We start from the raw sequence: 13,851 nt of genomic DNA, 5'->3' as shown, positions 1-13,851 counted from the left end.
GGGTGATTTACGTGTCGCCACGAACCCACCGGGGTGCACCGTCGACAGACACGCAGGTGAGGAACAGGCCATCGGGGGCTTGTGCGACCGAGTTTTCGAAGCCCTCGCAGTTCGAGTTCTCATCTTTGATTCCCCACATCGAGGGGGAACGGAAGTATCGCGGTTCATAACGCCGCGGAGATCCGCAGAAGACCAACCGGCCCCACGAGGTGGTGCCGAACACGAAGTGGGTGGTGTCCGGGCACGGCGCGCCCAGCACGACACCTCCGGTGATACCCGGGACGCAGGATGGGTTGTCACATGCGGACGGTTCGGCCCACGCGTGGACGGGTGTGCACGCCACGAGGGCCGTCACCGCCATGGCTGCGGGCAGGATCGCTTGCGTCGCGATGCTTTTGAGGCGTGGGAGTGCAAGACGACCCGAATGCTGCAAGGGGATGTACGGTTTCATTCTCGACCCCTCACCCCGTCTTGACGAGCTTGAACGGCATGCTGATGAACCATGTCTTACTTCGTCCGCAGGCGCCGCTGACGCCGGTCGTCTCGTCGGCGCCGGTGAGAACGGCCGAGGTTGGATCGACGGCATCTCCGTCGGGGTTGGTGGGGGCGAATCTGAAGACCTGGAATCCCTGAACCGCGGTTCCGTCCGGGCAGGGCTGCCAATTGTCGACGATGTGCTTGACGAACCAGACACCGCCGGTTTGATAGATCGGTGCCCGCCAGCCCCAGTCACTGACTACCGTGCCGGTGCATTCGGTGGGATAACTGCAGGTCGTGTTGATCGTCCAGATGCTTCGGATGCTGGCCTCGTTGTGAAAGATTTCGTTGGTCTTGGCCCACTCCCCGTTGGACGTCGCGGTGTAGGTGCCGTTGAGGCCCCAGTCGCCGGTCGCGCTGCCGGGGGGTGCGGTGCCCAGCATCGCGACCACGACGGCGCCGATGAGGGCTGCGATCCGAAGACGTCGGCGTGAGCGGCTGCTCATGTGGGGAAGAGGTCTTTCCAGGACCGCGTACCGGCGTGGGGGACCAGGTCGGATTGCCGATACACGGTGCCGTCGGGGGCGGCGTACCGCCCGGTTCGCGGGTCATAGGTTGCGACGGCAACCGATGGGCCGGGCCGCTGGGGTGTGTAGGCACTCGGCGCGGCAGCCGGGGCTGGCCCCTCGGAACCGTCGGGTGGCGGCGCTGGGGCCGGGGCGGGCGGCGGCGAATCCGGCTGCGCGGGCGCGGGGCCGGCCGCTGGCGGCAGCGGTCCTGGCGGCGGGGTGCCCTCGAGTGGTCCGAAGATTTGGTCTCCGAAGGTGACGCGGTCATCGGGCGGGATGCCCTGCGTGAGGAGGTTCGGATCGAGGGGGTAGGGACCCAGGACGTGTTGGCGGATCGCCAACGGCTCGAAAGGTTTGTCGCTGTTGCAGATTTCGACCGTGGGCGCGCGCTTACCGGGATGGCCCATGCACGGGTAGTTCCGGGCGCCGCGCACACCAATGGGTGAATCCTGCGGCAGTTTGCAGTACAGGCCGTCGGGAGTGTCGATCACCGTGGTGTCCTCTGGTGACCGCCACGACGACGGCGGTAAGAACCCTACCGTGCAGGCGGGCGGGTCACCGATGGTAAGGGTGAAGTCGCCCAGCGAGAATCCGGTGGGATTGTTCTTGGGGGCGCCGTAGGACTGAGTGGAGGCGATGGTGGGCGGCAGCAACACCAGCAGCTGTTCGAGGGAGGGGTGATAGGTGACACCGACCTGGCCCAGCGTGGTGAGGTTCGCCAGGAGCATCGGCAGCGTCGGCTTGACCTGGTTGAACAGGCGTGACGCCTCATCGGCCGCGCCGGGTGCCCCGCGCAGCAGCGTCCGTGTCTGGTGGTCGTCGGTGACGAGTTGTTGGCTGATGCCGGCGAGGCTGCGCGCCCACGTGCGGATGGCGTCGCCGGATTGCGCCTGGCCGTCGAGCAGGGGCCGGCTGTCGTCGATGAGGGTGCGTGACCGCTCGGCGTTGGCGTTGGCGTCGCCGATGAGTTGTGACGAGGAGTCCAGCAGCGACCCGACGTCGTACCCGGATCCGTTGAAGGCCTTAAACGTTTCGTCGAGCAGCCCGCTGATCTTGGTCTTGGGGACGCTGTTGATCAGTGTGCTGACTTGATCCAACATCGGTCCGACGGCCTGTGGGATCGAGGTGTGTGCCGCGGGAATGATGGAACCGTCGTGTAGGTACGGACCCGCCGCCGTCGCTGGCTGGAGGTCCACATATTGCTCTCCGACCGCCGAAACGCTGAGCACTTCTGCGCGCAGCTCCGCCGGGATTCTCGGGCTGGTGTTCAACGACAGTGTGGCCACGGCGCCGGCGCGGGTGGGCCGCACGTCGGTGACTTTTCCGACCTCCACTCCGCGATAGGTCACGTTGGAAAACCGGTAAAGTCCGCCGGTGCCCGGCAATTCCAGCGTGACGCGCATGCGGCCGACGCCCAGCAGGGTGGGCACTTGCAGGTATTCGACGATCATCACGGTCATCCCGATGACCGACGCGATGGTGAAGATGGTCAGCTGAATTCGGACGAAGCGCGTCAACATCAGCGGTCCCCCACATCCTGTGGCACGAAATCGGTAGGCGCCGGGATCGGTGGCTGGCTGAGCTGTTGGGTGGTCAGCGGGGCGCCGGCTGGCGTTGGCGGACCGGCCATGGGCGGCGTCGCCACCGCGGTGGGCGGGGCCGTGAGGGGGGCGTTGAGCGGATCCTTGGTGAAGGTGGCATACCAGGGATCTCCCGGGGCGGGCACCAGCGTGGCTCCCTCCTGCCCCCATCGCGTGCCCAGCAGCAGTCCCCTCTTCAGTCGCGGGATGGTGAAGTCGAAGGTGATGAACTCGTTCAAATAGTCGCCCCGGATCGCGCGGTCGATGAAGTTCTGCGGGTAGGGGTAGGCCGGCGCGAAGGCCAGGACGGTGTCGAGGCTCGGGCCGACGTCGGCGAGTGCGCGCACGGTCGGCTCCAGGTTCTTCAGGTTGGCGACCAGATCGGCGTGCGTGGCATTGATCAATCCGGTAGCGGTGTTGCTGAACACCCGAAATTTTTCCAGCGCTGTTGTGATCCTGGGCCGCTCTTTGATCAGAACGTCCAGGGCGGGAGGAATCCGTTGCAGTGCTTGGGTGATGACGCCGCTTTGCCCGGCCAGGGTGCCGGCCAGGGCGTTCAATGCCGTGATGGATGCGTTGATGTTGTCACGCTGGGAATCCAAAACACCGACGAAGTCGTTCAAATGCGTCAGCAGATCACGGATCTTGTCCTCGCGCCCGCCCAGTGCCGCATTGAACTCGTTGATGAGGCCGCCTACCTTGCCCAGTCCCCCACCGTTGACGACAACCGACAGCGAAGACAGGGTCTGCTCGGTGGATGGATAGGTCGAGGAGCGTTGCAGACCGATGGTCGCCCCGGGCGCGAGCCTGCCGGCCGCGGGCACGCCTGGTGGGGGGTTCAGTTCCAGGTGCATCGAGCCCAGCAGACTTGTCTGGCCGATCCTGGCGATAGCGTTGGCCGGCACCACGGTGTCGGGACGCACCGAGATATCCACGTCGGCGTGCCAGTCGCGCAGCGTCATCTTGCCCACGCTGCCAACGACGACGTCGTTGATCATGACCGGCGAATTAGATTCCAGTGTACCGACGTTAGCGATTTGGACGTGGTAGGTCACCGCGTCCTGGCCGCGTCCGACAGTGCCGGGCAGAGGCAGTGAATTGAGGCCATCGAAGGCGCATCCGCTCGCCGTCAACACCACCCATGACGCGATCGTTGCGAGACGACGCGTTGATCGCAAGTCGATCATGGTGTGCCTCCGGCGGGCTGCGATGCGGCCGGCAGCGGTGGTTGCGGACCAGCCGGCAGCAGCATGTCCTGCAGGTTGGCCGGTCCGGGGGCCACTGGGGCTGGCCGGGGCACTCCCGGTGGGATTGGCGCACGGGGAAACAGCGCTGGCGAAGGGTCCGCGGGTAATCCGTCGGGGGCGTAAATTCCCGGAGGACCCGGGGGCAATTCCCATCCCGGAGGGGGTGGTATGTCACCCGCGCCGGTGTACGCCGATACTGCGGGTGGATCGGTCGGGATGGGGGGGACCCCGCCCGGCCCGCCGGGCATCAGGTTCGGATCCGAGTAGACGAGGTTGTCCGGGCTCGGCGATTTGGCCAGATAGGCGTTGAACGGGATCGGCAGGTAGTTGAAGTTGATCAAACGCAGTGCGGGGCCCAGGTATTGGGCGCACAGCTTCGCCGTTTCGGTCGCGGTGGCATTCTTGACCGCGCCGATCGCCGAGCACACCAGTGCCACCGGATTGGCGAAGTTCGACATGGCGAAGGCTCCCCGCGCCGTTCCGGAGTCCGGGCTATAGATGTTGTAGCCGTTGGCGATTGCATTGGGCGCCACGTGCAGAAGATTTTCCACCGCCATGCGGTTGTCGGCGAGATTTTTCGTCACGTTGGCCAGCCGTTGAATCTGTTCTGCGGCCTGGTCTCTGCTTCCGGCGATGAATCGGCGTACCTCGCCGACCGCCGAGGATAGGTTGGTCAGCGCGGCGTCCAGGTCTGACCGGTTACCGTCCACGACGCTGCTCACCGCTGCGAGGCGGTCTTGGAATTCGACGATCTGGACGTTGCTGTCACGCAGGGCGGTAACGAAGATCTGGAGATTCTTGATGATGTCGACGATGTTGCCGCTACCGCCGGCAAGGATGCGCCCAACCTGAGACAGCTCGGTGATCGTCCGCCGGAGCTTGTCGCCGTTGCCGGCCATGGCGTTGGCCGCGGTGTCGATAAAGTGCCCGAGCGAGCTGGTGGAAAGGCCACTTGCGGGACCTAATTCGGTGGCCAGCCGCATCAGTTGCGTTTTGACCTGATCCCACTCGACGGGCACCGCGGTTCGCTGCACGCCGATCACCGCCCCATCGGCCATCGTGGGGCCGCCGGTTCCCGCGGCGTCGTAAGCCGGCGTCAGCTGCACATACCGTGCCGCCACCAGGTTCTGTGCCACTATCACGGCCTTGGCGTCGGCCGGGATCGGCACATCACGGTCGACGGCCAGTGTCATCTTGGCCTGGGTTCCTTCGGGTTCGATGGACTTGATGGTGCCCACCTTGACCCCGACCACGCGTACCTCGTCGCCGGGGTAGATGGCGGTCGCGGAGCTGAAATATGCGGTAATCATCTTGGGCCCGAAGACCTCGGCATGTACCACGAGAGCCGTTCCCGCAGCGACAAGTCCCACCAACGTCAACAGCAGCGCCTTGGTGTACCACGCCTTGTTCGGCCCGGCCGCCATCATCGTCCTCCGGGAATGCCGTTGTGCGGCCAGGGGAATTCCGCGCGCGGGCCGGCATTGTCGGGTGGTTGGCCCGCATTGACGCCTCGCCGGAATCCGAACGCGTAGTCCAGGAACGGTTGCAGGGCCTGCGCCGGGATCAGATTGCCGACGAATGCGTTGTAATAGAAGCCGTTGTTGACCGATTCGCCTTGGGTTACTTGGTATTTGGCGAGTCCGACGATCGCCTTGGCGATGTTGTCGCGGTTTTTCTCCAGCATCGCGGTGACCGAGTTGAGTTTGGCCAGCGTGGGCGCCAGTTCTTTTTCGTTGTCTGCCACCATGCCCGAGAGCTGCTTGGCCAGCGCCGAGGTGTTGGCCAACAGGTTGACGATCGCGTGGCGACGCTGATTCAGAACTCCGAGCAGGTCGTTGGCATTGAGCAACATGGTGTTGACCTGCTGGCTGCGTTCCGACAGGATGCCGGTGACATCGGCGGCGCTTTTGAGCAGATGGGCCAGCGATTCATTCCTGCTGTTCAACGATTGCGACAGTCTGCTCAGGCCGTCGAACGTGGGCCCCAGTCGTGGTGTGATCCGCTCGATCGTTTCGGCCAAGGTGTCCAAGGATGCGTTGAGCGCGCCGGTGTCGGTGGCGGCGGTGTTGGCGGTGAAGTCGCTGACGGCGTCGGTCAGGGAGTATGGCGAGGACGTCCGATGTACCGGGATGACATCGGAGGCGTGCATGCTGCCGGTGCCTGCGGGCTCTACGGCCAGCATCCGCGCACCCAGCAGGGTGCCCGTCCTGATGTGGGCCGTCGTGCTCGATCCCAGGTGCACCTTGGCGTCGAGGCTAAACGTCACCAATGCTTTGCCATGGCTGAGCGTGACGTCGGAGACCGTTCCCATTTTCACGCCCGACACTCGGACGTCGTTGCCTGGAGTTAGGCCTCCGGCCTCGGTGAACAGCGCCTGGTACCGGATGGAGGTGGCCATCGACACCAGCTGTTGGGGGTGCAGGCCGATGATGATGACTAGCGCGACCAGCACGAACGCGATGAAGCCGGCCCGGATAAGTTGTGCGCCACGATATTTCAACATCAGGGTTCCCCGCATCGTCCGGTGTTTTGGGTGATCCACGGGAAGACGGCCGTGCGGCCCTGCAGGTCGGTGACGCGAATGGAGATGCCGCACAGGTATTGGTTGATGAAGCTTCCGTAGGCGCCCAACCGCACGAGTTTGCGGTAGTTTTCGGGGGCTTTCTGCAGCGCGAGGTCCAGCCGCGCCTTGTCATTGTCGAGCAACGGAGCCAGCCGGTTGAGTTGGTCGACGGTACCGGCCAGCGGCGGACGGGCCTGGGTAAGCAGGTCGGCCAACGATGCGGTTCCCTTGTCGAGCGCGGTGATGGCGTCTCCGATCGGATCGCGGTCAGCCGACAAGTCGGTGATGAGCCGCTCGAGGCGCTCGACCGTCGCCGAGAATTTGCTGCCGTCCTTGGCCACCGTAGCGACCACCTCGTTGAGATTGTCGATCAATCGCTGCACCACTTGCCCGTTGTCTGCCAGCGCATTGGAAAACGATGAGGTCTTGGCGAACAACGACTCCACATCGCCACTGCTGCCTTGCAGAATCTGGATCAACGAATTGGTCAGTGCATTCACCGATTGAGGGTTAAGGCCCTGAATCACCGGTTTGAGCCCACCCAACAACAAATCGAGATCGAGCGCCGGCTCGGTGCGGGTTAGCGGAATCCGCGATCCGGGCGGCTGAATCCCGGCAGAACCGGGCGCGTCGAGCAGGTCAAGGTAGCGATCCCCGACCAGGTTGAGGTAACGCACCGCGACGCGCGTGCTGGTAGTGAGCCTGACCTCGCGGTTGGCGTCGAAACGCACCAATACGGTGTTATTCGGTTGCAGTGCAACACCGTTGACTGTGCCGACCCGGATCCCGGCGGCACGCACCGAATCACCGGTCTTCAGGCTGGAGGCATCGCTGAACACCGCGGAATAGCCATATGTCGAACCGGTGCGGTATTGGCCGAGGATGGCGAACAGGGCAGCCGTCAGCACAATGGTCACCGCCGCGAACACCCCAAACTTGATGGTCGTCGCGACCGAGCCCGTCATCCCGGCATCCCGATCTGTGGGGTGTTGCGCGGCGGCCCGTCGATCGGCCCGAACAGCCATTGCTTAAGGCGATTGGAGTTCAGCAGGATTCCCTGGTTTCCGTACTGTGCCTGGTTGGCATCAATATCGGTGACCAGGTAGGGCGGGCGGTTCCCGAAGCCCACGTCTGGTAGGCCCATGCATTGCGGACCGCCCGTCGCCGCGACCTTGGGGAGGTTCTGCGGGTACCGGTAACGTTCGGTGCCCAGCAGAAACGAATCCAGCAACAGGACACCCGGTACGGGCAGGGGCGGACCGGTGGCCAGCGGCTTGAGGCCACCCAGGGCGCAGGTGATGGCCTGGTTGTATTTGTTGGTCAGGTTCGTGGTGGGGACCAACAGATGAAGGACGGCAGTGAACGCCTGCGCGTTGCCGGCCAGGACGTCGTTTCCGATGTCGGCCAGTGCAATCGCGCTGATGAGCGCGGTGTCCAGATCACGCTGCCGGTCGACCACGGTGTCGCTCAGCCGGGTCGCGTTTTGGATTGTCTTGACCAGGTCGGGGGCCACGTCCGCGTAGGCGTTGAGCACCTCTGGGGCCACCGAGAGTTCGTGGCTCAGGGAGGTCAGGCTCGGGTCGATCTTGGTCAACAGGGTGTCCAGATCGGCCAGGGTGTGTCCGAGTTTGTCACCGCGACCGCTGAACGCTTGCGCGAGCGCGCCAAGCGTCTCATTGAGCTTTGCGGGTTCGATCTGCGACAACACCGACACCAATTGCTCGAATACGGTGTCGATTTCGACGGTGACATGCTCGGAGTCAAGGATTTGGCCCGCCTTCAGCGACTGGGGGGAGGGATCGCGCGGCGGGATGAGTTGCACGAATTTCGACCCGAAGACGGTCGTGGACTCGATGTCGACGCCGGTATTGGCGGGAATCAGATGCAGCCAGGAGGGATTGATCGCCAGGTGAATCGCGGCCCGGCCGTCGGGCAGGTTGTCGATCGAGGAAACCTTGCCCACTTGTGCACCATGCAGCTTCACCTTGGCGTCGGGGTTCATCACCAGTCCCGCCCGGGGCGACAGCACCGTGACCGGTACCGATTCGATGGCGCCGCCTTCAAACAACACGACGGTGGCAGCGACGATCGCGCCGATCACCGCGACGGTGGCCAGACCCAGCAAGGGGCGGACTGCGTTGTTCCACATCAGCTTTCTTCCCCTAGCCCGACAAGTTGAAATTGCCGTTGGCGCCGTATATGGCCAGCGAAACCAGCAGGGTGACCGACACGATGATGATCAGGGACGTGCGCACCGCAGTGCCCACTGCGACCCCGACACCCGAGGGTCCGCCGCTGGCGAAGTAGCCGTAGTAGGTGTGGGTGAACAGGATGGCCAAGGCCATCAGGATCGCCTGCAGAAATGACCACAAGAGGTCGGTTGGGTTCAGAAAGGTCGAGAAGTAGTGACCGTAGAGCCCACCGGATTGCCCCAGCACGACCACGGTGGTGAATTGGCTAGCCACAAAGGACAAGATGACCGCGATCGAGTACAGCGGCGTGATCGCGAGCATCCCGGCGACGATCCGTGTGCTCACTAGGTAGGAAACGGGCCGGATCCCCATACTTTCGAGCGCATCGATTTCCTCATTGATGCGCATGGCACCCAGTTGGGCGGTCACGCCAGCGCCGAAGGTGGCCGCCAAGCCGATACCGGCGACAATCGGCGCCGAGATACGGACGTTGATGAACGCGGCCAAAAAGCCGGTCAACGCCTCGATGCCAATATTGCCCAGCGAGCTGTATCCCTGGATAGCCAGCGTCCCACCCGTCGCCAAGGTGAGGAACCCGACGATGACCACTGTCCCGCCGATCATCGCCAAGGTGCCAGCGCCCATGCTGATTTCGGCGATCAAGCGGATGATTTCTCGCCGGTAGCGGGTGGCCGCAAACGGGGCCCCGGCGATCGCTTTCCCGTAGAACGCGACGTGGTCACCGATCCCGGTCAGCGCCGTGATCGGTCTGTTGATTTCCCGGGCCAGGCCCGGATATGCCGCTCGCAGCGTCACCGGCTGCCTACTTCGCCGTCATCTGAATACCGATAGCCGTCACCACGACGTTGATGACAAACAGCGACATGAACGCGTATACCACCGTCTCGTTGACGGCGTTGCCCACAGCTTTGGCGCCGCCACCGGTGATCGTCAGCCCGCGGTAGCAGGCCACCAGGCCGGCGATCAGACCGAACAGCAGCGCTTTGACCGAGGAAATGATCAATTCGGGCACCCCGGTCAGCAGCGTGATGCCCGCTGCGAAGGCACCCGGGTTGACATCCTGGACGAACACCGAGAACGTGTAGCCACCAAGAATGCCGATGATGCAGACGACGCTGTTGAGCAGCAATGCCACCAGTCCCGACGCCAGCATGCGCGGAGTCACCAATCGTTGAACGGGATTGATTCCCAACACTTCCAACGCGTCAATCTCTTCACGGATGGTGCGCGAACCCAGATCGGCGCACATCGCCGTGGCGCCGGCGCCGGCAACGATCAGCACAGTGACCAGGGGGCCGACCTGGGTGACCGCCCCGAAGGCCGCACCCGCCCCCGAAAGGTCGGCCGCACCCAGCTCGCGCAACAAGATATTGAGCGTGAAGCTGACCAGCACGGTAAACGGAATGGCTACCAGCAGCGTGGGCATCAGCGAGACGCGCGCGACAAACCACGACTGGTCCAGGAACTCTCGTCCCTGAAATGGCCTGCGGACAGCGAACTTCGCCGCATCGGCCGCCATCGCGGCCAGCCCCCCGATAGCCTGCATGGGCCCGGCCAGCTTGGCGCCATACGACGAAAGCCCCGGCGACCAACGGTCGGGCGCCTTCGTGATCACTAGCTGTGGCTCCTTCACCTCGTCGACAGCAGACATCGCAGCTCGGGTCACGCCCTGCACCACATCGGTCCGAGCTGCGTCGAGCAGAACCCTCCCAGTCGGGTGAGACGTGGACCACACGATGTCCCGCTTACCGGGACGCCTATCCATCGCTGCGGATCACGGCGCGAGGGTGCCCGAACCGGGTCCATTCCGGGCCGTTCCCGCCGAGGAGAGGACCACCCACCGGGACACGCGGCTGACATTGCCGATTCCGCGGAGCACCATCCCCGCTGTGAACAGTCCTCAGAGATATGCGAATCGCCGCGTCCTGATCAGCGGGGGTGGCTCGGGCATCGGACAGGCAACCGTGCTGCGCGTGCTGGAGGAAGGCGGGCGAGTTGTGGCCGCCGACATCAGCGAGTCCGGGTTGAAGGACACGGTGGCCAAGGCCGACACGTATGCGGACCGACTCGCCACGGTGACGTTGGACGTCGGAGACGAGCAGTCCGTCCGCGACGGTGTCGGCCGGGCGCTCGCCGCGCTGGGAGGTCTCGACACGTTGGTCAACGCGGCGGGGATTCTGCGCTCGGCCCATTTCCTGGAGACCACCGCGGCCGATTTTGAGCAGGTACTCCGCATCAACCTGGTCGGCACCTTCCTGATGACCCGCGAGGCGATCCCGGCCCTACGCCAGGGCGTCGGTCCAGCGGTGGTCAACTTCAGCTCCACCTCGGCGGCCTTTGCTCACCCGTATATGTCCGCCTACGCCGCGTCCAAGGGCGGAATTCAGGCGATGACACATGCGTTGGCCATGGAGTTCAGCAAAGAGGGAATCCGGTTCAACTCAGTGCAGCCGGGTTCGATTTCCTCCGGAATGACTGATGGCACAGGAGAATCGAAGCAGAGCATCGGTCCGGGCCTACCCGCTGACGTCGACTTTTCCCTCTTCGGCAAGGTGCAGCCTGTGCTTCCACTGGCTGACGGCGCGATCTTCGCCAGACCAGACGCCGTAGCCGCCGTGGTGGCCATGCTGGGCTGTCCCGACGCCTATTTCATCACCGGCACCGAAGTCCGTGTCGACGGCGGCTCGCATATGTGAGCCGAAACCAGCGGCTTCGCCATGAGCAGGCCACCATTGCGGTGGGTAATGGCATGTTGTCTGATCCTCGGCCCAAGCAGAATGGAACGAACATGAAGGCGCTCATACTGGGCATCTGCCTGGCGCCGGCGGCCTTAGGGCTCGCGCCCGTGGCCCATGCGGAGATGCGAACCGGCAATTACCAGCTTTTGATCACCGGCAGGTACGACTTCCATACCTGGATCTGGGCGATTTCGTCGTGCAGCGGTGACTGTGTCAGCGTGAGCGCGATACCCCAACCGGTGGCCAGGGCATTCGAGTACCATGGCAGCGCGCGGTTCGCCGATGGCCGCTATATCTTGAGTGTCGACGTTCCCGACGGTCTGCGCTGTGGTGACATCTACTACGGCCCCGTGATACCCACGCACGACGTCTACGCATGGGATGCGTCCACCCTTGCCGGCTCGTTGGACTCCTCGTTTTCCTCGGGCTGTAACGGGTCGCCGGCGGGAACCTACACGTACCCGTTCACCCTGGTGCGCATGTAGCTCGTGCATTCTAACCTCCTCCCCTGCGCGGCGAGTGGCTAACATCAACGACTTTCGGTCACTGGTCCGCACGTGTGGGTAGCGGTGATCGGCGATGCGAGGACAACGGGCTGGATCCGGCCCACGTGGGACACCAAACCCAGCCCGTTGTCGGGCCGCGTGTAACGACCAACGAGCCTGGCGGCAAATGGCTTTGGGACATCGTGATCCTGCAGCCGAGACCGGTTGCAATCCATGCTCACCGGCACGGTGGTTACGTCGGCTGCGCTTCGGCTCCCCGGGCTAGAGCGGTCACCATCGTGGGCATGCTCGCGCGCAGCAGCAGCCAGATCAGCGGCCCCGTGAGCGGGATGCGGGGGCGAAACGTTGCCTTCCACACGATGCGAGATCCGCTAGGTGTCGTGGATATGTGAACGTCGGCACGGTGATCGGTGACGGGGATTCCCGACAGGATGGTATAGGCGTGGTGGTACGGCCGATCGGCAATGAGAATCTTTTCCCGCATGGTCAAGCCGCTCACCGTGATTCGGCGGATAGCCCCTATCCGGGAGCTGGCCGTTCCGGGGTACTCCCAGTCGGCCGCCCGTACACCGTCCAACCACTGCGGCCATCGCGCGACGTCAGCGAGCAGGTCGTAAACGATCTGCGCCGGCGCGGCACATGTCCGCTCGAAGCGGCAGGAGAAGCGCATAGCGTTGACGCTACGAGACAACGGCGCATGTACTGGTTCGGTAATCCCGACAGTCGGGATGCTCCGAGTGACGTGGCGGTGCCGCACTGATTGCCGGGATGGATCCCAACAACTGTGAGCGAGATGACTCCCGGTGTATGGACACCGACCACCTGTCTGAGTCGGACTGCGCTGATGATGGTCGGGACCGGAATGCGTGGTGACGGAAGGCATCAACATGGACACGCCAGATGTAGACGAGGTGGTCACCTATGAAGTGACTTCCGGGGTCGCTGTGGTCACCATGAACCGTCCGCGCTACCGCAATGCGCAGAACTCGGCGATGACCTACGCCCTGGATGCCGCGTTTAGCCGCGCAGTCAACGACGACGACATCAAGGTGATCGTGTTGGCCGGGGCCGGCGAGCACTTCAGCGCCGGCCATGACATCGGCACCCCCGAACGCGACCACAATGTGCGCTACGAAAATCGGGCGGTGTTGTGGTGGGACCATGTTGACAAGCCAGCCGGCGACCAACGTTTTGCGCGGGAGGCGGAGGTTTACCTTGGGATGTGCCGTCGGTGGCGCGAGATCCCCAAACCCACTATTGCGATGGTGCAAGGCGCGTGTGTGGCCGGTGGACTGATGCTGGCCTGGGCCTGCGACCTGATCGTGGCCGCCGATGATGCCTTCTTCAGCGATCCCGTTGTGCGCATGGGTATTCCGGGCGTCGAATACTTCGCCCACCCTTGGGTGCTCGGACCCAGGTTTGCCAAGGAGATCCTGTACACAGGTGAGAGGTTCAGCGCACAGCGCGCCTACGAAATCGGCATGGTCAATCGAGTCGTTCCGCGATCGCAGCTGTGGAACCAAACCTTGAGCCTTGCAACGCGTATCGCGGCGATGCCCCAATTCGGGCTCGCCCTGGCCAAGCGAGCGGTCAACCAATGCGAAGACCACATGGGATTACGCAACGGCATGGAGGCTGTCTTCGGTCTTCACCACTTCGCGCATGCCCATAATGCCGAGATCGGCACCGGCCCACTCGGCGGGATGGACGCCAAGGCAATGACTTCGCCTGCAAATGCTGAGGGAAGCAGTTCTCGTGCTTAGCAGGGAATTACGGCGCCAGCTGGGTGTCCAGCTGGCGGAGGCTGAGCGGAGCCGTGAGCCGATCGCTCCGCTGACCGCTGTTCACCCGGAGATCGACGTCGTCGACGCGTACGAGATTCAGCTCATCAACATCCGCCAGCGGGTCGCCGAGGGCGCCCGCGTGCTGGGGCACAAGGTGGGCCTGTCGTCGAAGGC

General features: G+C 63.9%; 14 protein-coding genes and 1 pseudogene. 4 read left to right on the top strand and 11 right to left on the bottom strand.

Features of this window, described 5'->3' with window-relative positions; all coding sequences use genetic code 11:
- Window positions 1-7: 7 nt before the first annotated feature.
- The 10 genes from AWC03_RS27960 to AWC03_RS20965 form a co-directional block, all read right to left on the bottom strand.
- Entirely contained in the window at window positions 8-361 is a 354-nt protein-coding gene (locus AWC03_RS27960; RefSeq protein ID WP_085242646.1) for a hypothetical protein, read from the bottom strand.
- Window positions 362-461: 100 nt separating this feature from the next.
- Window positions 462-920 carry an Rv2253/PknI dimerization domain-containing protein gene (locus AWC03_RS21005; RefSeq protein ID WP_142278461.1) on the bottom strand — a complete coding sequence of 153 codons (459 nt, stop codon included), beginning with the start codon at window positions 918-920 and terminating at the stop codon, window positions 462-464.
- Window positions 921-979: 59 nt separating this feature from the next.
- Complete coding sequence (locus AWC03_RS21000; RefSeq protein ID WP_085242644.1) at window positions 980-2,566, bottom strand: MCE family protein; 1,587 nt, start codon at window positions 2,564-2,566, stop codon at window positions 980-982.
- Window positions 2,566-3,813 carry an MCE family protein gene (locus AWC03_RS20995; protein WP_085242643.1) on the bottom strand — a complete coding sequence of 416 codons (1,248 nt, stop codon included), beginning with the start codon at window positions 3,811-3,813 and terminating at the stop codon, window positions 2,566-2,568. Before AWC03_RS20995 ends, AWC03_RS21000 begins: the two co-directional genes overlap by 1 nt.
- On the bottom strand, window positions 3,810-5,297 hold the full coding sequence (locus tag AWC03_RS20990) for an MCE family protein (protein ID WP_085242642.1): 1,488 nt from the start codon (window positions 5,295-5,297) through the stop codon (window positions 3,810-3,812). Before AWC03_RS20990 ends, AWC03_RS20995 begins: the two co-directional genes overlap by 4 nt.
- Window positions 5,297-6,376: an MCE family protein gene (locus AWC03_RS20985; RefSeq protein ID WP_085242641.1), complete on the bottom strand. Its 1,080-nt coding sequence runs from the start codon at window positions 6,374-6,376 to the stop codon at window positions 5,297-5,299. The genes AWC03_RS20990 and AWC03_RS20985 overlap by 1 nt, the downstream gene beginning before the upstream one ends.
- On the bottom strand, window positions 6,376-7,401 hold the full coding sequence (locus tag AWC03_RS20980) for an MCE family protein (RefSeq protein WP_085242640.1): 1,026 nt from the start codon (window positions 7,399-7,401) through the stop codon (window positions 6,376-6,378). The genes AWC03_RS20985 and AWC03_RS20980 overlap by 1 nt, the downstream gene beginning before the upstream one ends.
- On the bottom strand, window positions 7,398-8,585 hold the full coding sequence (locus AWC03_RS20975) for an MCE family protein (RefSeq protein WP_085242639.1): 1,188 nt from the start codon (window positions 8,583-8,585) through the stop codon (window positions 7,398-7,400). The genes AWC03_RS20980 and AWC03_RS20975 overlap by 4 nt, the downstream gene beginning before the upstream one ends.
- 13 nt (window positions 8,586-8,598) lie before the next feature.
- Complete coding sequence (locus AWC03_RS20970; protein ID WP_083178771.1) at window positions 8,599-9,444, bottom strand: MlaE family ABC transporter permease; 846 nt, start codon at window positions 9,442-9,444, stop codon at window positions 8,599-8,601.
- Window positions 9,445-9,451: 7 nt separating this feature from the next.
- A complete protein-coding gene (locus AWC03_RS20965; RefSeq protein WP_085242638.1) occupies window positions 9,452-10,300 on the bottom strand; it encodes an MlaE family ABC transporter permease in 849 nt (282 codons plus the stop codon).
- A 238-nt stretch (window positions 10,301-10,538) separates the two neighbouring features.
- On the opposite strand from AWC03_RS20965, the gene AWC03_RS20960 reads away from it, so the two are divergent.
- On the top strand, window positions 10,539-11,345 hold the full coding sequence (locus tag AWC03_RS20960) for an SDR family NAD(P)-dependent oxidoreductase (RefSeq protein ID WP_085242718.1): 807 nt from the start codon (window positions 10,539-10,541) through the stop codon (window positions 11,343-11,345).
- A 164-nt stretch (window positions 11,346-11,509) separates the two neighbouring features.
- Window positions 11,510-11,872 (top strand): hypothetical protein, encoded by a 363-nt coding sequence (locus AWC03_RS20955; protein ID WP_085242717.1) that lies wholly within the window; start codon window positions 11,510-11,512, stop codon window positions 11,870-11,872.
- 253 nt (window positions 11,873-12,125) lie between these two features.
- On the opposite strand, the gene AWC03_RS20950 is transcribed toward AWC03_RS20955, so the two are convergent.
- Window positions 12,126-12,563: an SRPBCC family protein gene (locus AWC03_RS20950; protein ID WP_158089987.1), complete on the bottom strand. Its 438-nt coding sequence runs from the start codon at window positions 12,561-12,563 to the stop codon at window positions 12,126-12,128.
- A gap of 217 nt (window positions 12,564-12,780) precedes the next feature.
- Between AWC03_RS20950 and AWC03_RS20945 the strand changes: the two genes are divergently transcribed.
- Both AWC03_RS20945 and AWC03_RS20940 read left to right on the top strand, forming a co-directional pair.
- Window positions 12,781-13,656 (top strand): enoyl-CoA hydratase, encoded by an 876-nt coding sequence (locus tag AWC03_RS20945; protein WP_085242636.1) that lies wholly within the window; start codon window positions 12,781-12,783, stop codon window positions 13,654-13,656.
- Window positions 13,649-13,851, top strand: a pseudogene (locus tag AWC03_RS20940) (2-keto-4-pentenoate hydratase); the annotation flags it as partial. The gene AWC03_RS20945 and the pseudogene AWC03_RS20940, both read left to right, overlap by 8 nt.

This window comes from Mycobacterium europaeum (assembly GCF_002102155.1).
GTDB classification, from domain to species: domain Bacteria; phylum Actinomycetota; class Actinomycetes; order Mycobacteriales; family Mycobacteriaceae; genus Mycobacterium; species Mycobacterium europaeum.
This window is presented reverse-complemented; position numbering and strand designations above follow the sequence as displayed.

Excerpts from the sequence above, each read along its gene's own strand:
- AWC03_RS27960 (WP_085242646.1), bottom strand. The coding sequence starts at position 361 with ATGGCGGTGACGGCCCTCGTGGCGTGCACACCCGTCCACGCGTGGGCC.
- AWC03_RS21005 (WP_142278461.1), bottom strand. The coding sequence starts at position 920 with ATGCTGGGCACCGCACCCCCCGGCAGCGCGACCGGCGACTGGGGCCTC.
- AWC03_RS21000 (WP_085242644.1), bottom strand. The coding sequence starts at position 2,566 with ATGTTGACGCGCTTCGTCCGAATTCAGCTGACCATCTTCACCATCGCG.
- AWC03_RS20995 (WP_085242643.1), bottom strand. The coding sequence starts at position 3,813 with ATGATCGACTTGCGATCAACGCGTCGTCTCGCAACGATCGCGTCATGG.
- AWC03_RS20990 (WP_085242642.1), bottom strand. The coding sequence starts at position 5,297 with ATGGCGGCCGGGCCGAACAAGGCGTGGTACACCAAGGCGCTGCTGTTG.
- AWC03_RS20985 (WP_085242641.1), bottom strand. The coding sequence starts at position 6,376 with ATGTTGAAATATCGTGGCGCACAACTTATCCGGGCCGGCTTCATCGCG.
- AWC03_RS20980 (WP_085242640.1), bottom strand. The coding sequence starts at position 7,401 with ATGACGGGCTCGGTCGCGACGACCATCAAGTTTGGGGTGTTCGCGGCG.
- AWC03_RS20975 (WP_085242639.1), bottom strand. The coding sequence starts at position 8,585 with ATGTGGAACAACGCAGTCCGCCCCTTGCTGGGTCTGGCCACCGTCGCG.
- AWC03_RS20965 (WP_085242638.1), bottom strand. The coding sequence starts at position 10,300 with ATGTCTGCTGTCGACGAGGTGAAGGAGCCACAGCTAGTGATCACGAAG.
- AWC03_RS20955 (WP_085242717.1), top strand. The coding sequence starts at position 11,510 with ATGCGAACCGGCAATTACCAGCTTTTGATCACCGGCAGGTACGACTTC.
- AWC03_RS20950 (WP_158089987.1), bottom strand. The coding sequence starts at position 12,563 with ATGCGCTTCTCCTGCCGCTTCGAGCGGACATGTGCCGCGCCGGCGCAG.
- AWC03_RS20945 (WP_085242636.1), top strand. The coding sequence starts at position 12,781 with ATGGACACGCCAGATGTAGACGAGGTGGTCACCTATGAAGTGACTTCC.